The following is a 24,165-nucleotide window of genomic DNA, read 5'->3' on the forward strand; positions in this document are numbered from 1 at the left end:
GCTTTATTGATATGAATTTGATTGGGTATTTAACAGCATGATGCGCAGACATTTAAGACTGCTAGCTTTATTGGGGGCAACAATTTCTAGCTCTTCACTTAGTGCTAACCCATGGGAAGAGATTGATACTCCGTATGGTGAAAATGCCGGAGCGATAGGCAGTTACGCGAATGGTTGTTTACAAGGTGGCCAAGCCTTGCCGTTAACTGGGGATGGTTATCAAGTACTGCGCACCGAACGCCAACGTTATTATGGCCATTCAACACTCGTAGAGTTTGTGAGTGACTATGCCTCAGAGCTAAAGCTGCAAGGGTTAGATGATGTCTTAATTGCTGATATGTCGATGCCAAGGGGCGGTAATTTTACTCACGGCCATAGCAGTCATCAAATAGGTCTTGATGTCGATATTTGGTTTAAACAAGCCACTAAGCCGTTAACTAAAACCGAACGCGAGCAACCTAAGCCATTAAAGCTTGTTGATAAAAAGAAGTTTTTGCTTGATACCCAGATATGGTCTGATGCACAAACCCAAATGGTGCAAACGGCCGCTGAAGATAAGCGCGTGGCGCGAATTTTTGTCAGTCCGGTAATCAAACAGCACTTATGCGATTTAAAATTAACAGACGATTCTTGGCTTAAAAAAGTACGCCCTTGGTGGGGGCATACTTATCATATGCATGTACGCTTACATTGCCCTAAAGGGGATACTCTTTGCCAAAATCAGGCTCCGATTGCTGCAGGCAATGGTTGTAATGAACTTAGCTGGTGGAAGCAGCAATTAACAGGTGCTCCTGCTCCGCAACCGAAAAAGCCGGCAGCTAAACCTAAAAAGAACAAGACAAAAGTGAAGCCGCAGCAATGCAGTAGCATTCTTACGGCTAAATAGTATTAGCTAAGTAATTCCTGTTGAGCATGAGTTATGAGCTGCGACAGGGGCAAACCTGTTCGCAACTCCAGTATTACGTTATTTGTTTTACTGGCGGCAATCATTATGCACTGAGTGCGTAACCGCCTTTTAAGTGGGCGACCTGAGAAAAGCCTAAACGATGCATAGCTTGAGCGGCCACAAGTGAGCGACTACCGCTACGACAAATCAATACCCAAGGTTGTTGTTTTTGGTGTTGATGCTCTTGTATAAATTGCACTAAACGCGTTAATGGTACGTTTTGGCTTGCGCCCTGTGAGTGATTGAGAGCGTATTCATGAGGCTCACGAATATCAATAATACGCAAAGCTGTATTGGTATTCATCGCTATGTTTAAGCTGTTTGCATCATACTCTTTGATTGCCGATTTATCACAGCTGCCAACGTAGGCACCACACATTATCTCGCTACCGACTTCATCAACTAAATGGCTATCTAATTGCGCTTTACGGGCGATAAAATCGCTTTCAGTGATCTGTTCATTAAGCACTGCATTGAGTAATGGATTACGCGCCATTTCGGCATTCATGTGAGTGGTAAATTCGTTGTTATAGTCGTGGCTGGCACAGATTAACGTGTTACTGCTTATAGTGCGCTTTAGTAGCTTAAGGCTATGAAATAACGCTGCACTTGAGCTTGAGTCGAAGTTTGTTCTACCTAAGCTGCCCATTAAAATTGTGTCACCGCAAAATGCATATTTAGCAGAGTTGTTGTCGAACTTGTCATCTGCTGAGGTGTGCAGGATTAAGCTGATACTGTCGCTAGTATGCCCAGGAGTCGGTACTTTGATGAGTTGCACCTTACCAATCTTGATAGCATCAAACTGCTCACCTGCATGGTTTATGGTTTGAGTGAGATAAGGCCAGCCAAGAATGTCACAGTCTTGCTCGGGTAAGTATCGATTGGCTAACACTTCTCGTCCCGATTGATGGTCGGCATGACCATGGGTATCGATAATCGCGATTGGCTTGAGCTCTTGGCATTGCAGCAAGGTATCTAATCTTTGCTGCAGCTCAGGTAATGGATCAATAATTAAAGCTTGTTTATTGGCTTGGTCGACGTAAACCCAAGTGCAGCTGGCGCCAAAGCGTAGCTGTAATAGGCCATCGAGTGCCACTTTATTGCTGATGTCATTGTTAGCATTTATATCGTTACTGGCGTCGAGCAACATGCAGCTTTGGGTTAATGCCTGAGATGCAAACTTAATGCGCTGACAGGCTGCATCAACCTCTGCTTGTGTTATCGCTGGCCCGAATGACATTCTAATTGCTGACTCACTTTGCCATGCGGGTAATCCCATGGCATCGAGTACAAAGCTACGAGTGACTTTTGAGCTACAAGCTGAGCCGGAGCTAACACGAATATTAGCGGCATCAAACAGATCCATAATCTCTTTGCTGCTAAAGCCTTGAACGGCAAAGTTAAGGGTAGTAGCAACACTATGGTTAAAGCTGTTGTTAAATACCACTCGAGGAAAGCAGTCTGTTAAGGTTTGAGCCAGCTGGTTACGGTAGTTGTGTAGGGTTTGGCTGTCGCAAAATGCAGAGTTGCTGGTGCGCAATAACATGTCAAAGATAACATTTAGTGCCGCCATGCCCGGCAGGTTTTCGGTACCAGAACGTAAGCCGCTTTCTTGCCCACCGCCAGCAATAAAAGGTGTAAAAGGCGCACTATCACGGATATAAACAAAGCCTATTCCTTTTGGCGCATAGAGTTTATGGCCACTGAAAGGTGCGTAGTCGATAGTGGTTTTTTGCAAGTCTAGTTGGATTTTACCTAAGGCTTGGACGCAATCAACCATCCAGAAAATATTAGGATTAGCAGTGCGGATCGTTTGCTCTAATAACTGCAGATCTTGAAATACACCAGTTTCATTATTGACTGCCATAGTACAAATCATTAAAGCATTGGCGGCGTGCTGGCTAATAAACTCATGATCTAAGATGCCATACTCATCGACAGGGATAGCAACCACTTCTGCTGCAATATCGAGCACCGATAGCCAATGCTTTAAAGATTCAGGTACAGCTTTGTGCTCGGTAGCGCCGTAAAGTACGCAGTAGTTTTTCGCTGCGCCTTTTAGGGGGGCTGTGATAAGCGGTTTGGCGGCAATAAGTGCAGATAGAATTGAGGTTTGGATCCCTTCGGTAGCTCCACTGGTAAAGATGAGTTTGCCCTTGCCTGTGCCAAGAAGAGTTTGCGCTCGACGACGAGTTTGCTCCATTAAGTCTTTAGCTTTTAAGCCCGTTATATGGCTACTACTTGGATTACCAAAAAGGGTTTGCATTGCGGTCATAGCGGCTGAGGCGGCTTCAGGTAAAACTGGGGTTGTAGCATTAGCATCAAGATAGATCTGGGTTAACTCATTGTGGTTGCTCATTATCTTCGCCTCTTTATTGTTATTTTTAGCGGATAGATTTTATATTTCTTTTTGGTATAACTAATTCTTGGTGGTTATATTAACAGTTTAAAGATAATGATCAAGATCACGTTTTTGGTTTGGTGAGAGGTAAGCTGAGTGAGCTTATATATTCAGCGTAGTAGCTTTGAAATAGCCAATAAAAAAGCGCCTTTCAAGGCGCTTAATATTCAGTTCTGACAGTCGTTACCGCCGTTACTGTAATTAGTTTAGGTTTTGCTTAACTTGTTCTATTAATTGTTGCCACTGCGGATACTTAGCAAAGGTCTGTGTTAGGTCGCCCCAAGGCGCCATGACCTGCTGTTGGTATGACGTTGAGTCAGCTTGACCTTGCTTTAACTGGTAAAGGTAATAGAAAGCTGATGCGCGGTAGTTGGCTGCGCAGTGGACTAAAATCTGTTTATCTTGATTGGCATCCATGATGGCAAAAAACTGTTGCACATTGGCTTGAGTTGGCTGCTTCCAGTCTACATCTATCTGTGCGTAGTCCATGCCTGCTTGTGCCACCAGCTCTGCTTCATTTGCATACCCTGTAGGGTTGTCTTTAGGAATAAGGTTAATGACTAAATCAACGCCTGACTCTTTAAGGGTCTTGAATTGAGACTCGGTTGGTAAACCTGCGGTTATTACATTGTCGCTATTAAACTGTACTGCTTTAACTTGCTGTAACGCGTCTGGGGTTATGCCTGCAAAAGCCAAAGGGCTAAGCAAGCTACTTAGTAATAGAATAAAGCGCATCTTGAATTCCTATTGTGTAGTTATTTTCAATTGAAATATAAGAGCTTGTTTCAAGAATAAAGTTCAAGGTTAATATCTAGGGCTAATGTTTAAGACTAATAGCTAGAGCCAATATTCAAGCCTAACGTTTAAAGCGATATTTTTTACTGGTTAGTATTAGAACGAGTTACTGAGTTTTAGAGCCAAACTAGATAATTAGCTTAGCTCTATATGGCGAGTTTTGGTGAAAATTAAACCTTAACCTTAATAACGACTTTGCGAACAGGTGTTGCGTTGTCGCCAGCACCTGGCATATGGATATCACCTGGGAAGAAAAGTGCAAACATACCTGCTTTTAGCGGAATAAATGCCGCATTTTCTTTATTTGATTCATAATCGTAATTGGCGTAATCGTGTTCAGCGAAATATGCTTTAGACGGCGTTTGGCCAGCTAAAGGTAAGTAGCCAAACTCTTCTTCACCACTTACCACATACTGCACATCAATATATTGCTCATGGGCTTCAAACGGTTGCTGTTCTTTAGGCTTTGTTTGGTAGTCGTTCACGATAACAAATAGGTTTTTGCCATCTAGTTCATACTTGCCGACTTCTAGTTGACTAAAGTCAGTAGTGGCTAAATGCTCTAGCGCTCTAGCAATACGTGGGTTAATCGCGGTGTAGATCTCGCGGTTAGCTAAAGTATCAACAATCATGGTATTTCTCACCCTTGGCCGAACTTGACCGAAAATTCATTTAATAAGGGCACCTAAAAGGTGCCGTTGAGAGGGGAAAGTGTAGCGCTAACTAGCTTTAGAGGATACAAGAGTTGACTTCAAATTCGATGCCTTTTGCCTCGAAAGCCTGTTTAAGCTTTTTGGCTAAGGTTGATTTTGGCCCTAAGGGAAAGTTGACCTTACCTTTGGCTGAGTGGATAAAGAGGTGATCACCAACTAGGCGCACTGAATCAATATCTTTATAGTGCAGACTCAAGGTTGTTGGTAGGCTGAAATCTGAGTTTTGCTGCATCTTAACAAAACTGACTTTTGAATCGCCAAAAATAACTCTTTGTTGCCAGCATACACGTAAGAGAATAAAGCTCATTATGCATAGAGGCGCTAAAAATGCGTAATTCCAAATGGTGGTTACATCATTGAGTTGAGAGCCCACAAGCCCCAAGGTCATCAAAATGATGAAGTAGCCTATCTTAGGAAAAGTGTTAATCACAGTCGTGTTAGAGGCTATTGTATTATCCATAATACTTTCTTAAGTTGTGTCCGTTTAGCTCAAAGAATAACCTTATACAAAGGTCGATTTAAAGTCACAATAATAAAAAATAAGGATATATGTGTCTTCATTACGGTTTATCGCTGGCCCTAAAGCCTATAAAACGCTGAGCGAAAATGAGTTTAAACCTGAGCTGTTCACTCAATTGTTGGCGGCATCAGGTGGGCCAAAATGGATTGGAATTGCAGGGTTAGACCGCTACTTATTTACCGAGTTTTTTAAAGGTTTAAAGCAGCCTTTACATACATTGGGCGCTTCATCCGGTGCGTGGCGTTTGGCGTGTTTAGCGCAAAAAAATCCTAACAGTGCTTATGACAGGTTAGAGCAGCTATATATTGGCCAGCGGTACGATACTAAGCCAACATCAAGTGAGATCTCAACTCAAGTTGCTGGGATCATCAATGGCTTGCTGGGCAGTGAAGGCGCGGCTGAGATAATCGATAATCCGCATATCAATAGTCACTACATTGCTTGTCAGGCAAGGCATATTAATCGTGCTGGTGGCCGCTTAGCATTAGGCGCAGGTTTAGCAGCTGCCGCAGTTACCAACCTAGCCAGTCGTAAGAGCATAGCTTGGCACTTTAGGCGTTGTGTCTTCGGTGTTAACCAGCATAGCTCCGCTTTTGCAGGCCTTAAAGATTTGCCAAGTCGTTACTATGGTTTATCCCGCGATAACATTCATCAAGTGTTACTCGCTACGGGTTCTATTCCTTTAGTGCTTGCGCCGGTGACTCAAATTAACGGTGCGCCAAAAGGCCATTATTACGATGGTGGTATTACCGATTACCATTTTGATTTGCCGTTAGTCCATAACAAAGGGCTGACTTTGTATCCTCATTTTTACCCACATATGGCACCGGGCTGGTTTGATAAATCACTAGCTTGGCGCTTTGCCAAACAAAATTATGACAACGCACTGATCTTGGCACCAACAGACGCTTATTTGCAGAGTTTACCCTATGGAAAATTGCCAGATAGGGAGGACTTTAAACAGTTAGATAGCGATAGCCGGATTAAATATTGGCGTCATTCCGTAAGTATGAGTCAGGTTTTAGCTGATGATTTAGCAGAAGTTATTAATAAAAACACCTTGTTAGAACACCTAGAAAAGCTGTGATTTAAATTGCAACTTGTGTAATAAACTTCGTCATTTCTCTGTCTGTATAGTGATAGTCGGCTAAGTTGTGTTTGCTGGCTGAAATTTGTTCAGCTGCTACACTTTAGCTTTATTGAACAGCGCTAAAATGATGCGACCTACCTAGTAAAGGGGGGAGGTTATTATGCAAACACAAGAAATGGCGTTATTAACACACGACAGCTTGTTGTTACCTGAAGGACGAGTAGAGATCCGTGTGATTGAACCTCGTTATCTAAGCATGATTGCCGAGATCCTGAAGGGCCGTTACCCATTGGTTTTTGGTATGAAAAAAGCCAACAGTGACCTGCCTTGCTATGAAATGGCGACTCAATGCGAAATTATCGACTTTAATCAGCTAGATGATGAATCTCTCGGCATAGTACTTGAGGGCAAGCAAAGGGTGCGAGTGTTATCTGCCGCGCAACGCCGTGATGGAGTTTGGATAAGCCGAGTACTTCGCAGTAGTAACTGGCAGCAAGAGCCCATTTATGGCGAGTTTGAACTGATTAGTGCGGCATTAGAGCAGTTTTATGAGGTTAACCCCGATTTATTTGGTTTATATGAAAATGATATTCACCTTGAAGATGCTTCATGGGTCAGTCAGCGCTGGTTAGAAGTCTTACCCTTGTATAATCAAGATAAGCTGCGTTTGCTTAATCAGCCAAACTGCCATAAGACGATGAACTTTGTGCTTGAGTTGATTAAGTCACACGCCCGAGACAATCCACACTCTTAAACGTCTGAACTATGCAGCCCAGAAGTGAATATTGTTGCTAGTCGAGCACGTTTTGCTACAGTAGCGCCACTTTATCCATGCCCAATACGTTTTAGTCTTATGAGTTCCTCTACACGCGCCGCCCAAGCATCGTATGTCGTGTTACCTGAAACCGTAACCGATAAGCCTACAGTGATTAGTTTCTTGATTAGTCAGTTTCCAGCCATTGGTGCTGATGTTTGGCAGCAACGGATCCTCGATGGCAAAGTGCATTGGCGCGATGGCAGTTTAATTACCCTTGGATCAGCGTTTATTCCGCGAGAGCGAGTTTACTATTACCGTGAAGTCGCCAAAGAAAGCCTTATTCCTTTTAAAGAGCAAATATTACTGCAAACCGATGACTTTATGTTGGTGTTTAAGCCTCATTTTTTAGCGGTCAACCCTAGTGGCAATTTTGTGAATGAGTGCTTAGTGAATCGTTTGCGTTTAAAGACTGCTAATCAGCAAATCGTGGCTGCTCATCGCCTAGATAGAGCGACTGCGGGGGTAATGTTGATGAGCTTGAAATCTGATTCTCGCCATGATTATCATGAGTTGTTTAAAGCGGGGCAAATCAGTAAAACTTACCAAGCCATTGCGCCGCTTAATGCTGAAATCAAAGCACTAGTTGCTCAAAATAGCTTAACTTTGCCTATGGCGTGGACCATTAAAAACCGCTTAGCGAAAACTACGCCGAGTTTTAGAATGTGCATTGCTGGTGGCGAGGCCAATAGTCATTCAGAGATCCGCTTGGTCGAGGTTTTTGCTGGATATGGTTTGTTTGAGCTAGAACCTGTGACTGGGCGCACTCATCAGCTTAGAGTGCATATGATGAGTTTAGGCATGGCAATTGTGAATGACCGACTTTATCCAGAGCTACTTGATAAAGCGGACGATGATTTTGACAAGCCATTAAAGCTCATGGCTAGGCGGTTACGCTTTATTGACCCAATTAGTCAGACGCCAATTGATACTAGTTGCGATAGCTTTGTGTTGGCTGATGAAGTGGCAAAGTTAAGCCTCAATGCTGATTAATTAATGCTGCATTCGCTAGTGTCTAGGCGGTAAAAACTCGGTTTCACTCATGTCGCTATGTAACACGCTAACCTTGGTTGGTGCGCCGCTCGCGGCAATCTCAACTATGCCTATTCCGCTTTGATTTACCAGCCGTTTACTGCGCTCACCGTTAGGGCGTCTGCCTCTAATCGACATGCGTTTACGCTTGGTAAAGAAATTCAGTGGCGAAAAGTGGCCATATAGCCAGCCGTTAAGTTTGTCAAAAACAGGCAGCAGCTTTTCTGGAAATTGATTTTTAAAGCCGCTACAGGTGATTTGATAAATCTGAGGCCCAGCTTGGCGAAAACGGATCCGGATATCGTAACTAAATGAGTAGTGCACATCGCCAGACAAAATGATGAATTGCTCTGGGGTTTTACGGTGCTGAAAAATACTGAGCAAGGTGTTTGCTGTGCCAGGGTGTGCCATCCAGTTTTCGGCATCGACTAGCAGCGAACCGCCGAAAAATGTGGCAACGCGTTGAATGGTTTCAATCAGTTTTACACCATACATTGGAGCGGGTGACACAATAATTACATTAGGTTGATTAACCAGTTCTGCTTGAAACTCCATTAGGGCTTCCCAGTCCATTAGACCTGAGGGTTTACCTAAGTTTGATTCACTGCGCCATCGGCGAGTACGAGTGTCTAGCACTAGCAATTTGGGTGTGGTTTGTAGGCTGTAATGCCAGTGCTCAAAGGCTAATAATTTATCAATTAAGTTATCTTGGGCCTCAGGATTAGGCGCTGCGAAAAAGGCATCTAAATCAGGTGTTATTTCGCTATCGAAGCGTTTGGGCACATTGCCTAAGCCTTGAAAAAGAGTGTAGGCGATAAGTGCATTACCTATGATGCGTTTTGAAAACTTATGCCCGTAGGCTGCAAGTTCCCATCTGGCTGTGAGATTCCAGTCGTCGGTAACGTCGTGGTCATCAAAAATCATATAAGTTGGCACATGAGCCATTAGGCGGCGTACTTGTTTTAAGCCAGCTTTAAACTCTAATAAATGATCCCATTCACGCTGCCAGCGCTGATTATGTGCTTGGCTCAAGCCGCTAACCTGTTTAGGTATTTCAACTAAATCCCATAGCTCGGGCGACCAGTACAGAAGATAAAGCGCTATTAACTCGTTAAGGCTAACCAGATGGTTCTCGGCTAGAGACGAAGTAAAAATCGGATGATTAACATACCAGCGAGTAATAGCCGTTTTGGCTTGATATTGGGTTTTAGGCAGCAGATCTAAATGGCGTTTATACATGGCGGCTGGCTGGTAACTAATTTGACTCGAGTCTTGTAATGGCGCGTCGACAAATTGCTCATGTTGCAGCCCCAGCAGCGAAATAACTTCACCAATGGCATACAACATAGGTCCTGCGATATCATCAACATAGACTTGGTCGCCGCTCATCATCAGTAACGCTGGGCGCTGATTGATATCTTCACATTGCGCTAACTGGGTGTCGGCGGCAACGAGCGCATCACCACTATGGTGGTGGGCATTTCGGCAAGAGCCATGCAGTAATTTGTCGACTTGAGGCTTAACGATAAACTCGCAAGACTGCCGCTGTGGATAATTAAGTTGGTCGATACCATCAAACAGCGCTCTATCGCCGCTATAAACCTGATATCGCAGTTGGCTATCTTTGGGTAATAACTCTGCTTGAGATACCCGAATAAGATATTGATATGCGTTTTTACCTAAGGCAACTTTGTGCAGCTCGCTAGCTTCGAGTTTGCGGTTAAACTCAGTGCCCATCAAGGTCAAGCTAAGTTCTTGCAACGGCTCTTTACTGACAAACCATAAGGTAAAGTGCTGCTCATCGCAGTGGCGTAAAACAGGTCCGGCGATGATTAATGGAATCGAGTTGTCCGCTGCCATAGATGGGGTCTTGTATTAAAAGTTATCTATATCAAGAGTAAACCAGTGCTTAGAATATGAAAACCCCTTAAGCTAAGCACAATATTAGTAGATCAAAGGATAGGGTTATGGCAAGGATCATGATTACAGGTGCCAGCGGGTTACTTGGCCGAGCTGTGGTAAAGCACTTAGCGCAACATACAGAGCATCAGATTATTGCCTGTGGCTATAGCCGAGCAGTAGCGGGGGGCTATCAGTTAGATTTAACCCAAGCAGATATGGTTGCTGAGTTTGTCGAGCAGCATAAGCCTGATGTTATAGTGCACTGCGCAGCAGAGCGTCGCCCTGATATTTCAGAGCAAGATCCACAAGCGGCATTGGCGCTTAATGCTGGTGCAACGCGATCCTTGGCATTAGCCGCATCTGAACATCGAGCTTGGTTGCTGTATATCTCAACTGATTATGTGTTTGATGGTAAAGCGCCGCAATATACAGAAGTTGCTCAAACCAATCCGGTTAATTTTTATGGCGAGTCGAAGCTGCAGGGTGAGCAGATAGTGTTGGGCATCGACTCAAGTTTTGCCGTGTTACGTCTACCGATTTTATATGGTGATGTTGAGTTTTTAGAAGAGTCTGCAGTCACAGTATTGCTTAAGCACCTGTCGCCAGCAACAACCGTTGAAACCAACAGCCTGAAGCGCCGAGCTGAGCACATAGATAACTGGGCGATTAGAAGCCCTACCTCGACTGACGATATTGCTAGCGCGATCACTAAAATGCTCGGTCTGCACTTAATGAGCCAAAAAGCTTTAACGGGCCGTTATCACTTCAGCGCAGGGCAAACTATGACTAAATATCAAATGTTGCTGCAAATGGCTGAAATACTCAATGTTAGCCATAGCCATCTTATTGCTGTGACATCTGCCACAGATAGCGCTAAACGACCTAAGGACTGTACCTTAAGCTGTGAGCGACTAGCGAGTTTAGGGATTAAAAGCGAGGTACCTTTTAGCTTAGGTATGCTTAATGTTTTACAGCACATGCCGCCAGCACTGCTTGATGGTTTGAGTCGCCAAGCATTGCAAGAGCCAAAGCGCTAACAGCCGAAATTACAAATAGAACAAAAATAAAGACCTAACCTCGATGATTAACCTGCGATTTAAAAATTTATTGATCCGTAATCTTAGTGCCATTGATCAGCTCGCTCTACTTAGGTTTGCCGGATTACTGCTTAAAATTGGTTTAACCTTTTTTGCGGCAGACACCTTTGGCCTGTCGTTAAACAGTCCAGTTTTGTATTGGGGCATGAGCCTGGAAGCGCTTTATTTAGGCTTTACTTTTTGGCATCGCAGCGCCATTGCACGGCTCGATTCAGGGCTGTTTATTGTCTTATTCATCGATACGCTATTTTGGATCTCTTGGTTGTATTTTACCGGCGGGGCAACCAACGCTTTTATCTCTCTGTTATTGCTACCTATTGCCATCGCTGCGGTAGTGCTACCTAAGTGGGCACCATGGGTGCTGACCTTGTTATCAACCCTCGCCTATAGCTTTATGATTTTCTCGGTACCTGAAAGCCAGATGAAACATCATGGCATGGATATGAGCTCCCATTACTTGGGGATGTGGTTTAACTTTTTGATCTCATCTTTGGTGCTCACAACGAGTGTTGCCTATATCGCTCAGCGTATGCGTAAACAAGATGTTGAACTTGGATATATGCGAGAAGCGCAGCTACGGCAAGAGCGGTTATTAGCCCTAGGTACGGCATCGGCGCAAATGGCTCACCAATTAGCGACACCACTTGCTAGTTTGCGCTTGTTGGTGGATGAGGCTGTTGAGGATGCGGTGACTGAAACTGAAGTCTTACAAGAGATGGATACCGCGCTAGTCAGATGTGAGCAAACTTTGCAGTCACTGCGTCAGGCAACCGAATCGATTCGCCAGCAAAAGCAGGTTTCGCTTAGTGCTCAGCAATTACTGGCGATGATTAAAGAGCAAGTACTGCTGCTAATGCCCGAGATCAGCTTAGAGCTAAAGTTGGGGCATTCTAAGCAAAGTTGCACTATGCAAGGAAGTTCTGAGCAAGACTGCTCTGAACAAGATAGCGATGAGAAAGGCAACTCGATACAGAATAGCTCAGGCCAAAACACGCAAGACCTAGACATGCTGATAAAAGCAGATGCGAGCTTATTGCCAGCATTACTAGCATTAATTGAAAATGCTGGAAGTGCCAGCTTGGCACACATCGGTGAATCGCGAGTCGTAGTATCTGCGCTAAGCATTAAAGGTAATTCTCGATTGTGTATTTCGGTTAAAGACTTTGGCGCTGGGATCCCTAAAGAGATGCAATTGCAACTTGGACATAAACTTATTGAAAGTGAACATGGTATGGGCATGGCGTTATTACTCAGCAATGCCAGCTTTGAGCGACTCGGTGGACAACTGTTAATTGGCCCGGCTAAAGAAGGCGGCACTGTAGCTGAAGTGTGTTTCCCCCTTTGTCGAGAAACAGCCATTCAAGCAAATAAGACTGAAGATATCGGCATGCAACAAAAAAGCATTCAGGGCAAGGAGTCCCAAATATGACAGCTAAACTGCTAATCATTGAAGATGATACCGCTCTTGCAAGTGTATTGGTGCGGCGTATGACTAAGCAGGGCTTTGAGTGCCAACAGTGTCATGATGCAACTCAAGGCTTATTGCTCGCAAGGCAGTTTAGACCAACCCATGTGCTGCTCGACATGAAGCTAGAGCAAGATAATGGCCTTAAATTAATTTCGCCGCTGAGGCAATTACTACCCAAGGTGGTGATGGTGCTACTGACTGGTTACGCCAGTATTGCCACTGCTGTTGAGGCTATTCGACTCGGCGCAGATAACTATCTAGCTAAACCGGTTGATACGCAAACACTGCTTAATGCTCTATCGGTTGCACCGTTAGAGACGGGGATTGAACCATTAACCGAAGAGCCATTATCCCCTAAACGGTTAGAGTGGGAACATATTCAGCAAGTATTAACCGCAAACAATGGCAATATTTCAGCAACCGCTAGGCAGCTTGGTATGCATCGGCGCACGCTACAACGCAAATTACTAAAAAAGCCCACGGCGGATCACCGAGAACTGCAAGCTTAATTGCTGTTGTCGTCATGAGGCTTAACCTTAATTAGTCTATTAGAGAATGATTTATTTAAGCCTAGGGGAAAATATCAGGTTGCGGGTTTATACTGGATGAATGGCATTGTTAGATAGAAGGTGTGCTATTCATTATGAAAAACAACGCGGCCCTAGCAACCGATGTGTTTTTACTCGACAACCCCAGTGACTTGATCTCTATCGACAAGTGGCAAAAAACAGTGAATCTATTAGCCGAGCTGTTTGATGCGCCAGCGGGTTTTTTGGTGCAATTCACCGACAAAGGTTTTCAAGTCACCATTTCAAGTGAGCAAGAGTCTAACCCTTATTCTGCTGGGGTTATTATTGAGCCAGAAGTAAACCTCTTTTGCCGAAAAGTTGTAGAAACTGGGCAGATGCTGTATGTCGATAATGCTGCTATTGATCCTTGTTGGGACACTAACCCTGAAGTAAGCGATGATGGTTTTCGCTCCTACTTAGGAGTGCCTGTTTTTTGGCCATGTGGCACGGCGTTTGGCACTTTTTGTGTTATGGATTACCGAGAAACAGCTTACAAACATACCTTTATAGAACTTATTGCTCAGCTGAAAGAGATACTTGAGTCAGACTTGGCTTTGATCGGCAGTTATGCGCAGTTGCAGCAACTGGCGATTACCGATCCACTTTGTTCGGTCAATAATCGGCGTGGGTTTGATATTTTAGCGGAGCAGCGTATCAAGCTGGCAAAGCGTAATAACAGTCTACTTAGTTTGCTGTATTTAGATATTGACCGTTTTAAGGTGATAAACGATAAGTATGGCCACGGCGTTGGCGATGCAGTGCTGCAACAAGTGGCACAATTGCTGACTCGTACATTGAGAGAAACGGATGTGGTGGGGCGTTTAGGTGGCGATGAGTTTGTTGCCCTGGTGGCGTTAGAAGATAAGTCAGAGCTAACCACAATTAAGCATCGACTCATTAGTGCTTTTGAGACGAGCTTTAGCGAGACATCATTGCCGAAATTTACCGTATCTATTGGCTGTACGTTTGTGAGTGAGCAGGCAGTGCTTGCTGAGTTAATCGATACTGCTGATCAAGACATGCTGCAGAAAAAACAAGCATTGGCGAGCTAGAAGGCACTTGTAGCTAGTTTACTAGCATGATTAAAACGAGAGCAGCACAAGGCTAAAGTAACCTTGTGCTGTTTTGTTTTTTTAAGACTTCAAATCAGCATAGATATGCCATTGGCGACGTCCCATTTCTAGTACAATCCCCGTGGCTAAACCCGCTGCAGTGTTTACTAATAAACAGATTGCAGCTGTCGCTAAAATCACAAAAATACAGAAGGGTTTACCGTCGATAAAGCGTTTTGACCAAGCCAGTTGCGTCCCCGCAATGGCAAGTAAACTACCCAATACTGCCAGCGGAATAAGCGATAGAACACCTGCAATGCCTTGCCCCCAAAATAGAGCTATGAGTAAGCAAGTCGTGCCAAAAATAGTCGGTGCTAACCAAGTGCGCGCGCCAAAGTGATGTTGCACAGCTAGACCGCCTGCACCGTGACACATAGCCGTGGCACCAAAAGGAGCTAATAATAAATTAGCCCAGCCAGAGCTGGTGGCAAAACGCTTAGGTGCAAATGCCTCATTACCATCTTCAGGGAATTTCTCTTTCGCCATGGCAGAGGTGGCAATAACCGCATTGGTTAGGGTTAGTGCAAGTTGAGGGAGAACCAATAAGCCTGCAGCCGAGGTCCACTCATCCATGCTTGGCCAGATAAATTGCCACTGGGAATATACCGATAAGTCAAAGCTCGGCGCATTACCACTGCTAAGCTGCCACACAATACCGAGTGTGAGTACCAGCGGCATAGCCAGGTAGCGCATAGGTAAAAATTGACTACCAAATAATGCGACAAAAGCAACCACACCAACAAGCCACGTCTGGCTCATCATCTGGCTACCCATCCAGATTAGCTGCAAACCTATCGCTAATTGAATACCGATACTAATGGCTGGAGACAGCTGTTTTGCCATCCAAGTGATTGCACCGCTGTAAGCAAGGACTAATAGAATCAGCCCCATTAACATACCGCTAGCTTGAAGCATTCCAGGCGTTAGCCCTTGGGCAATAACTAGAGCGGTAATGACCTTCATCGGCTGCACTGGAATCGGGCGTCGATAAAAGTAAGCGGTAAATAGCGCAAATAGCCCAAAGCCTACAAATATCCCTTGGGGGGAGAAATGATTAAGGGCGATTAGACCTAACGCGAGGGGGAGAAAAGTACCTAAATCGGCAAAAGCGCCGCTAAACTCTCCTGAATACTGGTTAACACTATCAAATTTATTGGTCTTACATCTCATATAGCTTGCCGTAGGAAAAGAACGCTATAGGTATCGCAAGATTGATGCCAGATTTTAAAAGGAATATTGGGAGCAAAATGCTGTTAAGGCGGCAATAGTCCAACCGAGTTGAGACAAGTTGGCTCTTGCTTTTATTTTAAATGGTCAATTGGTCTAATATTCGTGACCACTTAATTTGGTTTTGAAGTTATTTAGGATGAATAAAAAAGCCTAAATCGGTTAAGTTTTAGGCTTTTTAATTGTTTGATTTAATTAAATATTGCTTGTTACCAAAGTTTAATTAGTGCAGTGACATTTACGGCTGCTGGCGTGTAGGTGCTAATACGATTTCACGTACACATACATTTTGTGGCTGCTCGAATGCAAACACTGCAGCATCAGCTACGGCTGTTGGCTCGATTACGCCGCCCATGAATTCTTTCCACTCATTGTAACCCGCTTTGATTTCTTCATTTGTCGTGTGACTAAGCAGAGCAGTTTCAACGGCACCAGGCGCAATTGTTACCATGCGTACATCGTCCATTGCCACTTCTTCACGAATGTTTTCAGTCAATGCGTGTACCGCAAATTTAGTTGCACAATAAGCGGCGTGATTCGGGAATGTCTTGCGGCCTGCAATTGAGCTTACGTTGATGATAGTGCCTGTTTTACGGGCTTTCATGTCAGCTAGAACCGCGTGAATACCGTTTAATACGCCCATCACGTTGATGTTAAGCATGCGGCTCCATTCAGCAGGATCTTGCACATCTGCTGCGCCAAGTAGCATTACGCCAGCATTGTTGATTAGGCAGCCTACAGGGCCAAACTTTGCTTCAGCTTCAGCAATTGCCGCTTTCATCGCTTCTGCGTCTGTCACATCAACACTAATCGCTAGGCTGTTTTCTAAACCTAGTGCTTGCATTGGCTCAACACGGCGAGCTAATAAAAGTAGTGGGTGACCTTTAGCGCTGAATGCTTGAGCCATGGCTGCGCCAATACCAGAAGATGCGCCTGTAATAACGATTAATTGTTTCATATCAGCCTCAATAAAAAAGGGGGTCTTGGTGAATTGCGAGTATTTTATCTAACAGATTATTGTTGATATATAATCTATAGAGAATAAGATTGTTTACATATGGCTCCTAATTGAGTCACTTAATTGCAATGGAGTTTGGTTGCTACTTATGTACCAAGATCTAAATTTAGCAGATGTGCGCGCCTTTACCGTAATTGCGGAAAAAGGCAGTTTCACTGTTGCTGCAGAGAAGCTAGGTTGTTCTCGCTCACACTTATCAAAACAGTTAACTCAGCTAGAGCGTTATCTAGGGGTGACTTTAATTACGCGCACCACTCGAGCGCAGCGTTTAACCGAGCAGGGCAAGTTCTTCTATGAACGCTGCCAACATGCGTTAGATGTGATGGAGCAAGCGGTGGCTAAAACCGTTGATGATGCTCATAACTTACAGGGCAAGATTAATATCAACTGTGTTGGTGGCTATATCGGTGAGGAGATAGTCAATCAGCTGGTAAATGACTTTATGAGTCAGCATCCCAATATTCAGATCCATCTGGATTTTAGTAGCCAACGGGTGGATCTTGTTTTAGATGAGTTTGATTTGGTGTTTCGCATGGGCGAGCTTGAAGATTCAGGCTTAGTGGCAAGAAAGCTGATGGATATTGCTAATTGCACTTTGACTTCACCGGACTATATCGTCAAGCGTGGTCGGCCGCTGCACCCAAAAGATCTAAAAAATCATTCCTGTATTACCGGTTCGGTATATCACTGGAATTATCATCGCGTTGCCAATAAAAGTGAAAAAACTGAAATTACTATTGCTGGGTCGTTTTTATGTAAAAACGGTAGGGTAATGAAAAGTAGTGCACTGGCGGGAAACGGGATTGTACGTTTGCCTGAAATCTATTGCAGCGCAGAGCTCAATAGCGGTGCGTTGGTGCATGTTTTTGACGAGTGGACTATATCTGATACGCCTCTTTATTTGCTTTATAGCAAAGATCAATTTCAGCCTGCAAGGTTGAGACAATTTATCGAATTTACCACCAAAAACTTTATGCAGTATGTGGAGCTACCTGAGGTTTAACTGATGAGCTCTTTATTGCCTAACAGGCTTATGAGTAATTGTTTTATATAAAGTGATGATTTGTCCTCCTGACCTGCAAATTTTGTCTTAGAATATTCTTAGAACAAAAAATAACCTTTTTTCGGTTTGAGCCGTATTGCTGCTTAAAGTGTTAGGGATATAAAAAGGGTGGAATGGATGAAACGACAGATAATCGCTCTGGCTTGTGTCTTACTGCCTTGTTTTACTGCTTTTGCAGGACAAGGCTATTTTGAGGCTAGAAGTGACTCTATGGGAGGAGCTGCGGTTGCAGGTTCAAACAAAGAGGGCGCGGCGTTTGTTAATCCTGCCTTATTAGCGGTTAATGCTCATAAAAATAACGATGTGGTTTTGTTGTTGCCTGCATTAGGCGTCGACATGGCTGATAGTGACGACATGATCGATAAGTTTGATTCGCTTAGCTATGCCTATGATGGACTGGTAAATGCTATTGATGTGGGGGATCCCATAGCGATAGATGCGTTTCGTGATGATTTAGTCAATGATTTAGATTCTCTCAAAGGCAACTCTGCCTACGCCAGTGCTGGGTTAGGCTTTAGCGTCGCTATCCCTTATCAATCGATGCCGATGGCTATCTTTTATAAAAGTTATCTTGATGCCGTCGGTATTGCTGACATTGCTCAGTCAGATATTGATACGCTCAATACGTTAGATCCTAATAATCCCCCCGAAGTGACAGACTTAAACTCCGAAGGCAAAGTCGTCGCTGGCGCAGTATCGGACTTTGGTGTCGCCCTTAGCTTTCCGCTGTCTATTGTGAATATGCCGATTGCTGTGGGGATATCGCCTAAGTTGCAACGTATCGATACTTATAACTATACGGCTAATGCTAATAACTTTGATGCTAGCGATTTTGACGATGCCAAGTACCGAAATGATGAAACTCAATTTAACCTTGATATTGGCGTGGCGATGCAACCAACAGAAGGCTTAACTCTTGGCTTGTCGGCTAGAAATTTGATTAGCCATAGTGTGGACACCGTAGAAATCGATGGGCGTAAATTTACCTACAGAGTTGAGCCCTTGGTCACGGCGGGAGCGGCCTATGACTGGAACCGCTTGTCTCTGACTACTGATATTGATTTAATCGAAAATAATAAGTTTGAGCAGCTTGATGGCACTCAATATTGGCGAGTTGGTGGTGAGGTAAAGGCATTTGATTGGATGTCGCTGAGACTTGGATATCGCCACGACATGAAAGATTCTACTGCTAATATTTATTCTCTTGGCTCTGGCTTTGCTTTTGGTGAGTCGTTTTTCTTGGACTTTACCGGAATGTTTGGTGACGATAATGCGATAGGAGGCGTTTTGCAAACCTCCTACCGTTTCTAATCTAGCCGAGTAATTCGTAAGTCGATTTAACCGTCAGGATAAGTGCGCTTAGGGCACATAATGCTAGCGTGATAGCTCTAGTTTTTTGTTTGTCGACTCGGCCAACTAAGCGCCCCGCAACCAGATAACCTAATACTACAGCTGGTAGCAGCATCAGTGAGGTATAAAAGTGCTGCAAGGTCAGTAGCCCCGCAAAACCTAAAATGATTAGTGCTATCATCGAGCTGAAAATGAAAAAGGCCGATAACGCTGCGCGGAACTGACTGGCATCTTTACCTGACAGCAAAATGGCTAAAGGCGGACCACCAATAGCAGCAATATTGCCAAATACCCCTGATAACACTCCCGCGATAAATAAGCTTAAGCGATTCACCGGAATGCTGAATTTCATCAGGCTTAAACCAACCGCTAGTGCAACAATCCCTGCAATGGCTAATCCTAAAATTGGTTGCGGTGCTATAAGAATTAAGGTTGCGCCTAAGATCCCTCCAGGAATGCGGCCTAATAGTGCATATTGAAGCCCGTTAAACTCTAATTGGCCGCGTTCTCTAAAAAGTGTCAGCAGGGCAATTGAAAACCCCATCATGATAACGGGCGCTGGCACTAAGCTAGGATCCACAATATATAACAAAGGGCTAGCAACAACGGCCAAGCCAAAACCAATTAAGCTTTGGGTTAATGCGCCACAAAAAATAATCAGTGACGCCAGCAGTAGGGTAATCGGATTTATCATAGGTTTATCCAGCCGTGAGGCTAAAGCGGAATGCTGCTTAAGCTTGTGCTTAGGCCAGAAATAGATAAGGACTGCTTAGCAGTCCTTATCTAGAAAGTATATTTGGATAATCGATGAAGATTATTCAAGTTCTTCCCACTCAATGCCCATCTCATCCATCAAACGCTTCACTTCTGCAGGCATGCTGTCAGGTTTATCTTTGGTTAGATCGGCATCGTTTGGTAATGGTTGGCCTGTGTATGCGTGCAAGAATGCTTCGCATAACAGTTCACTGTTTGTGGCGTGACGCAAGTTGTTCACTTGGCGGCGGGTGCGTTCATCGGTAAGTACCTTAAGTACTTTCAAAGGAATGGACACAGTAATTTTTTTCACTTGTTCATTCTTTTTGCCGTGTTCAGCATATGGGCTGATATAATCGCCATTCCACTCAGTCATTGACTCACCTGTTATTTCAAAATTCGGGGCAGATTTTAACCCTTTAAATTGTGCAGTCAAATTATTGCCTCTTATTTATGACAATTGCAAATAGATTTCTATATGCATGGACGTCTAAACGTCTAAAGTGGTTGACGATACCTGTGTGGTTCGGTACATTTAGACGTCCAGACATCTCTTAGAAGAAAATCAGCATATAAAGGAGTAGTACATGACTGAGCGTAAACTAGCCACTGCGGCAGTGCGTCAAGGCATTGAGTCCGATAGCCAACATGGAGCGGTTGTTCCACCGATTTACCTATCTACTAACTACTCTTTTGATGGACATAAAAATCCAAGAGATTTTGACTATAGTCGCTCTGGTAACCCAACCCGTTCAATTCTTGGTGACGCGATTGCTGAGCTTGAAAAAGGCGCTACTGGTGTTGTGACTTGCACAGGCATGGCAGCTATTACACTAGCCACTAGCTTACTTGGCCCTGATGATTTAATTGTGGTGCCGCATGATTGTTACGGTGGCAGTTACCGCTTATTTACTAATCTGGCTAAGAAAGGTCAATTCAAGTTAATAGTGGTCGATCAAACTGACTCACAAGCGCTTAATCAAGCTATTGCCCAGAAACCTAAAATGGTTTGGCTAGAAACGCCGTCTAACCCTTTACTACGAGTGGTCGATATTGAAGCCATTTGCGCGGCGAGTCATGAAGTGGGCGCACTCGTTGTAGTTGACAACACTTTCTTGTCGCCTATTTTGCAGCAACCGCTTTTACTCGGCGCTGATATCGTTATTCACTCAACCACCAAATACATAAATGGTCACAGCGATGTTGTAGGTGGCGCCGTGGTTGCTAAAGACCCTGAGGTGGGGGAATTGCTGCATTGGTGGTCAAATACCTTGGGCTTAACTGGCTCAGCATTTGACAGCTATCTCACTTTGCGCGGAATTCGCACACTTGCAGTGCGAATTCGTGAACATCAGGCGAATGCACAGCGAATTCTTGATACTCTAGTCAAGCATAAAGCGGTATCTAAGGTTTATTACCCAGGGCTGAAAGATCATCCCGGTCATGAGATCGCAGCTAAACAGCAAAAAGGCTTTGGCGCTATGTTGAGCTTTGAGCTTGAAGGTGGCGAGCCTGAGTTAGTGGCATTCTTAAAAAATCTTAATTATTTTTCAGTTGCAGAAAGCTTAGGTGGCGTGGAAAGCTTAGTGGCTGTGCCGGCAACTATGACCCATAGAGCGATGGAGCCAGAGGCTCGCGCTGAAGCAGGGGTTAAAGATACGCTGATCCGTCTTTCTGTTGGTATCGAAGATGCTGACGATCTTGTTGCCGATATTGAAGCTGCGCTTAATGCCGCAGCTGCTTGTTAATTAAAGGGGTATACGATGGCACGCTGTCACTTACATAAATTTGGTGGCTCTAGTCTGGCTGATGCAGACTGTTACCGTCGCGTTGCTCATATCTTACTGACGCACGGTCACAGCGATGACTTGGTTGTGGTGTCTGCTGCAGGTAAAAGCACTAACTTTTTATATAAGTTACTTGAGCTAAGCTCAACCAAACAGTTGTGGCAAGAAGAGCTACAAACGCTGATTAGTTTTCAGCAAAACCTAATCGAGCAACTGCTTTCTAATGAGCAAGCACGTTCATTACGCGAACGTTTATCGACTGATCAGTCACAACTGATCAGCTTGTTATCTATTCCATCGATTAATGATTACCAAAGCAGCCAAGTGGTGAGCTTTGGTGAGCGTTGGTCTGCACGTTTATTGGCGGCGTTACTTCGTGAATCTGGTGTTGCTGCATCGGATGTTGATGCACGCACACTGTTAATTGCCGATGAAGCTGCCGTGCCGCAAATTCGCCTGCAAGAATCTCGTCAACGCGTGCAAACCATGATTGAGGCTCATCCTAATGAGCGTTTGATCATTACCGGTTTTATCTGCGCCAATGAGCGTGGTGATACCCTGTTACTTGGCCGCAACGGCTCTGACTTTAGCGCAACCTTAATCGCGAGTTTGGCCGACATTGAGCGCGTGACAATTTGGACCGACGTGGAAGGTGTATTTAACGCCGACCCAAATAAAATCAATGATGCTAAGTTGCTAAGCAGCTTGTCATTAGCTGAAGCTAATCGCTTGGCGCACCTTGGCTCGCCTGTGCTGCATAACCGTACGTTGCAACCACTGTTTGATACTGAAGTGAGCTTAGCGGTTCGCTCAAGTTACGCTTCACATACTGACTTTACCTTGATTGCACCTAAAAGCTCGTCAGCGAGTGCACCGGTTGTGACTAACTTAAATAGCGTTGCGTTATTCAACCTTGAGCTAAAAACTCAGTTTAAGTCTTTTATCGCGTTATTAGATGAAGCCGGCCTCAGCCCTTTAGCGCATTGGGAACTAGGTCAAAATCGCATCGAGTTAACAGTCACCCTTGAAAACCAAAAGCAGGTACTTGCTTTACTCGAAGCTAATAGCGAAGCGCTTGGCGTAAGTGATATCAAAATCACTGATAACTTAGGACTTGTCGCCTTAGTTAGCGCTGATGCAAACCTTTATCGCCGTGGCTTTGCACGTTTGTTAAGTCGTAATGCTAGACCACTATTTAATGATGGTATGAGCCTTGTCACTTTAGTGCCGCAAAGCCAAGTTAATTTGCTAACCCAGAAAGTGCATCGTCGCTGTGCTGGCCCTCGCAAGCGCATTGGCGTATTGCTGCTTGGTGTGGGCAATATAGGTGAGGCTTGGGTTGAGCTGTTTGCAAGTGCACAAGCAGCGTTAAATAAAGAGCTTGAAGCCAGTGTTGAACTTGTTGGTTTACTGAGTTCAAAAAAAGCCTTGATAAGCGATGATGGGATTGAGCTCGACAGCTGGAAGTCCGCTTTTGAGAGTGCAGCGACGCCATGGCAATATGATACGTTATTTGATGAGCTACATCAGCTTGAGTGTGATGAAGTTATTGCATTAGATATTAGTGCCAGTGCCGATTTGACCCTGCAATACCCAGAGTTTTTCGCTCGTGGCATTCATGTGGTCAGTGCTAATAAGCTAGCCGGCTCAGGGCCACTGCCTTTCTATCTAGAGCTTAAGCAGCAGTTGGATAATCGCCGTTTATTTTGGCGCTATAACGCCAGCTGTGGCGCTGGATTACCTGTTCAACACGCACTTAACGATCTACACAACAGTGGCGATAGTATTGAAGCGGTTGGTGGTATTTTCTCTGGTACTTTATGTTGGCTATTTGAAAACTTCGATGCTAAAAAGCCGTTCTCGGAACTGGTGTTAGAAGCAAAAGGATTAGGGATCACCGAGCCTGATCCGCGTGACGACCTATCTGGCCGTGATATGCAGCGTAAGCTTTTGATTTTGGCCCGTGAAATCGGCTTTGAAATTGAGCTTGATGATATTGAGCTAAAGTCGCTAGTGCCCGCTGAATTGGCAGAGTTATCGTTAGAGCAGTTCTTGTCACGAATTGATGAACTTGATGCGGACATGCTACAGCAATTTGTGACCGCAGCAGAGCAAGATAAAGTGCTGAGATATGTGGCCTCATTAGATAAAGTTGAAGGCAAGCTGAAAGCTGAAGTGGGCATCCAATGGGTCGATAATAGTCACCCTTATGCTAACCTGACTCCAGGTGATAACGTGTTTGTTATTCGCAGCGAGTTTTATCAAGACAATCCGCTGATCATTAGAGGTCCAGGCGCTGGCCGATTAGTAACAGCCGCCGCTGTGCAGTCAGATCTCGCGCATATCTGCCGTGACCTGTTACAAGAATAATTTTCATGTACTTCAATGAATAAACATCAAAAAGGACTCAGTTGAGTCCTTTTTTGTTGTCTCGTTGAATGTTTATATATTGTTCTAAGAAAAAAACTCATTTGCCTGCTTTTTAAGCTTGACTTCAATCTCAGTTTC

21 protein-coding genes are annotated in these 24,165 nt (G+C 44.4%); 12 read left to right on the forward strand and 9 right to left on the reverse strand.

The features are described from left to right. Window positions 1-37 precede the first annotated feature (37 nt). The gene (mepA, locus tag L2740_RS15215; RefSeq protein ID WP_248950972.1) at window positions 38-886 is read left to right on the forward strand and encodes a penicillin-insensitive murein endopeptidase; all 849 of its coding nucleotides are present in this window, start codon (window positions 38-40) and stop codon (window positions 884-886) included. A gap of 103 nt (window positions 887-989) precedes the next feature. On the opposite strand, the gene L2740_RS15220 is transcribed toward mepA, so the two are convergent. From L2740_RS15220 to L2740_RS15235, 4 genes are all read right to left on the reverse strand, one after another. Then, window positions 990-3,305: an aminotransferase class V-fold PLP-dependent enzyme gene (locus L2740_RS15220; protein ID WP_248950973.1), complete on the reverse strand. Its 2,316-nt coding sequence runs from the start codon at window positions 3,303-3,305 to the stop codon at window positions 990-992. Window positions 3,306-3,548: 243 nt separating this feature from the next. Further along, window positions 3,549-4,082 carry a protein tyrosine phosphatase family protein gene (locus L2740_RS15225; RefSeq protein ID WP_248950974.1) on the reverse strand — a complete coding sequence of 178 codons (534 nt, stop codon included), beginning with the start codon at window positions 4,080-4,082 and terminating at the stop codon, window positions 3,549-3,551. A gap of 230 nt (window positions 4,083-4,312) precedes the next feature. Beyond that, window positions 4,313-4,774 (reverse strand): NanQ anomerase/TabA/YiaL family protein, encoded by a 462-nt coding sequence (locus L2740_RS15230; RefSeq protein ID WP_248950975.1) that lies wholly within the window; start codon window positions 4,772-4,774, stop codon window positions 4,313-4,315. A gap of 97 nt (window positions 4,775-4,871) precedes the next feature. Then, the gene (locus L2740_RS15235) at window positions 4,872-5,315 is read right to left on the reverse strand and encodes a hypothetical protein (protein ID WP_248950976.1); all 444 of its coding nucleotides are present in this window, start codon (window positions 5,313-5,315) and stop codon (window positions 4,872-4,874) included. Window positions 5,316-5,406: 91 nt separating this feature from the next. On the opposite strand from L2740_RS15235, the gene L2740_RS15240 reads away from it, so the two are divergent. From L2740_RS15240 to L2740_RS15250, 3 genes are all read left to right on the forward strand, one after another. Beyond that, complete coding sequence (locus L2740_RS15240; protein ID WP_248950977.1) at window positions 5,407-6,462, forward strand: patatin-like phospholipase family protein; 1,056 nt, start codon at window positions 5,407-5,409, stop codon at window positions 6,460-6,462. Window positions 6,463-6,625: 163 nt separating this feature from the next. Further along, on the forward strand, window positions 6,626-7,219 hold the full coding sequence (locus L2740_RS15245) for an LON peptidase substrate-binding domain-containing protein (protein ID WP_248950978.1): 594 nt from the start codon (window positions 6,626-6,628) through the stop codon (window positions 7,217-7,219). A 99-nt stretch (window positions 7,220-7,318) separates the two neighbouring features. Beyond that, window positions 7,319-8,272 carry a pseudouridine synthase gene (locus L2740_RS15250; protein WP_248950979.1) on the forward strand — a complete coding sequence of 318 codons (954 nt, stop codon included), beginning with the start codon at window positions 7,319-7,321 and terminating at the stop codon, window positions 8,270-8,272. Window positions 8,273-8,287: 15 nt separating this feature from the next. On the opposite strand, the gene L2740_RS15255 is transcribed toward L2740_RS15250, so the two are convergent. Further along, window positions 8,288-10,171 (reverse strand): metallophosphoesterase family protein, encoded by a 1,884-nt coding sequence (locus tag L2740_RS15255; protein WP_248950980.1) that lies wholly within the window; start codon window positions 10,169-10,171, stop codon window positions 8,288-8,290. A 107-nt stretch (window positions 10,172-10,278) separates the two neighbouring features. Between L2740_RS15255 and L2740_RS15260 the strand changes: the two genes are divergently transcribed. The 4 genes from L2740_RS15260 to L2740_RS15275 all read left to right on the forward strand — a co-directional run bounded on the left by L2740_RS15260 (window position 10,279) and on the right by L2740_RS15275 (window position 14,399). After that, a complete protein-coding gene (locus tag L2740_RS15260) occupies window positions 10,279-11,250 on the forward strand; it encodes a dTDP-4-dehydrorhamnose reductase family protein (RefSeq protein WP_248950981.1) in 972 nt (323 codons plus the stop codon). A 43-nt stretch (window positions 11,251-11,293) separates the two neighbouring features. Continuing rightward, window positions 11,294-12,739, forward strand: coding sequence for an ATP-binding protein (locus L2740_RS15265; protein WP_248950982.1), 1,446 nt, complete (start codon window positions 11,294-11,296; stop codon window positions 12,737-12,739). Beyond that, window positions 12,736-13,287 carry a response regulator transcription factor gene (locus L2740_RS15270; protein WP_248950983.1) on the forward strand — a complete coding sequence of 184 codons (552 nt, stop codon included), beginning with the start codon at window positions 12,736-12,738 and terminating at the stop codon, window positions 13,285-13,287. Before L2740_RS15265 ends, L2740_RS15270 begins: the two co-directional genes overlap by 4 nt. A gap of 134 nt (window positions 13,288-13,421) precedes the next feature. Continuing rightward, window positions 13,422-14,399: a sensor domain-containing diguanylate cyclase gene (locus L2740_RS15275; protein ID WP_248950984.1), complete on the forward strand. Its 978-nt coding sequence runs from the start codon at window positions 13,422-13,424 to the stop codon at window positions 14,397-14,399. An 81-nt stretch (window positions 14,400-14,480) separates the two neighbouring features. Here L2740_RS15275 and L2740_RS15280 read toward each other — a convergent pair whose 3' ends face one another. After that, window positions 14,481-15,629: a putative sulfate/molybdate transporter gene (locus L2740_RS15280; RefSeq protein WP_248950985.1), complete on the reverse strand. Its 1,149-nt coding sequence runs from the start codon at window positions 15,627-15,629 to the stop codon at window positions 14,481-14,483. A gap of 295 nt (window positions 15,630-15,924) precedes the next feature. Next, the gene (locus L2740_RS15285) at window positions 15,925-16,644 is read right to left on the reverse strand and encodes an SDR family oxidoreductase (protein WP_248950986.1); all 720 of its coding nucleotides are present in this window, start codon (window positions 16,642-16,644) and stop codon (window positions 15,925-15,927) included. Window positions 16,645-16,792: 148 nt separating this feature from the next. Here L2740_RS15285 and L2740_RS15290 point away from each other — a divergent pair, with 148 nt between their 5' ends. Both L2740_RS15290 and L2740_RS15295 read left to right on the forward strand, forming a co-directional pair. Further along, on the forward strand, window positions 16,793-17,707 hold the full coding sequence (locus L2740_RS15290; protein WP_248950987.1) for a LysR family transcriptional regulator: 915 nt from the start codon (window positions 16,793-16,795) through the stop codon (window positions 17,705-17,707). Window positions 17,708-17,884: 177 nt separating this feature from the next. Further along, a complete protein-coding gene (locus L2740_RS15295) occupies window positions 17,885-19,078 on the forward strand; it encodes a conjugal transfer protein TraF (RefSeq protein WP_248950988.1) in 1,194 nt (397 codons plus the stop codon). Window position 19,079: 1 nt separating this feature from the next. Here the strand turns inward: L2740_RS15295 and L2740_RS15300 are convergent, their stop codons facing one another. Both L2740_RS15300 and metJ read right to left on the reverse strand, forming a co-directional pair. Further along, window positions 19,080-19,811, reverse strand: a complete 732-nt coding sequence (locus L2740_RS15300; protein ID WP_248950989.1) for a sulfite exporter TauE/SafE family protein — start codon at window positions 19,809-19,811, stop codon at window positions 19,080-19,082. 120 nt (window positions 19,812-19,931) lie between these two features. After that, entirely contained in the window at window positions 19,932-20,246 is a 315-nt protein-coding gene (gene metJ, locus L2740_RS15305) for a met regulon transcriptional regulator MetJ (protein WP_012153825.1), read from the reverse strand. Between the two features lie 211 nt (window positions 20,247-20,457). On the opposite strand from metJ, the gene metB reads away from it, so the two are divergent. Both metB and L2740_RS15315 read left to right on the forward strand, forming a co-directional pair. Next, on the forward strand, window positions 20,458-21,618 hold the full coding sequence (gene metB, locus L2740_RS15310; RefSeq protein WP_248950990.1) for a cystathionine gamma-synthase: 1,161 nt from the start codon (window positions 20,458-20,460) through the stop codon (window positions 21,616-21,618). Between the two features lie 15 nt (window positions 21,619-21,633). Then, window positions 21,634-24,027 (forward strand): bifunctional aspartate kinase/homoserine dehydrogenase II, encoded by a 2,394-nt coding sequence (locus L2740_RS15315; protein WP_248950991.1) that lies wholly within the window; start codon window positions 21,634-21,636, stop codon window positions 24,025-24,027. The last annotated feature ends 138 nt before the right edge of the window (window positions 24,028-24,165 follow it).

The sequence above is a fragment of the Shewanella pneumatophori genome, assembly GCF_023283895.1.
In the GTDB taxonomy this organism is placed as follows: Bacteria; Pseudomonadota; Gammaproteobacteria; order Enterobacterales; family Shewanellaceae; genus Shewanella; species Shewanella pneumatophori.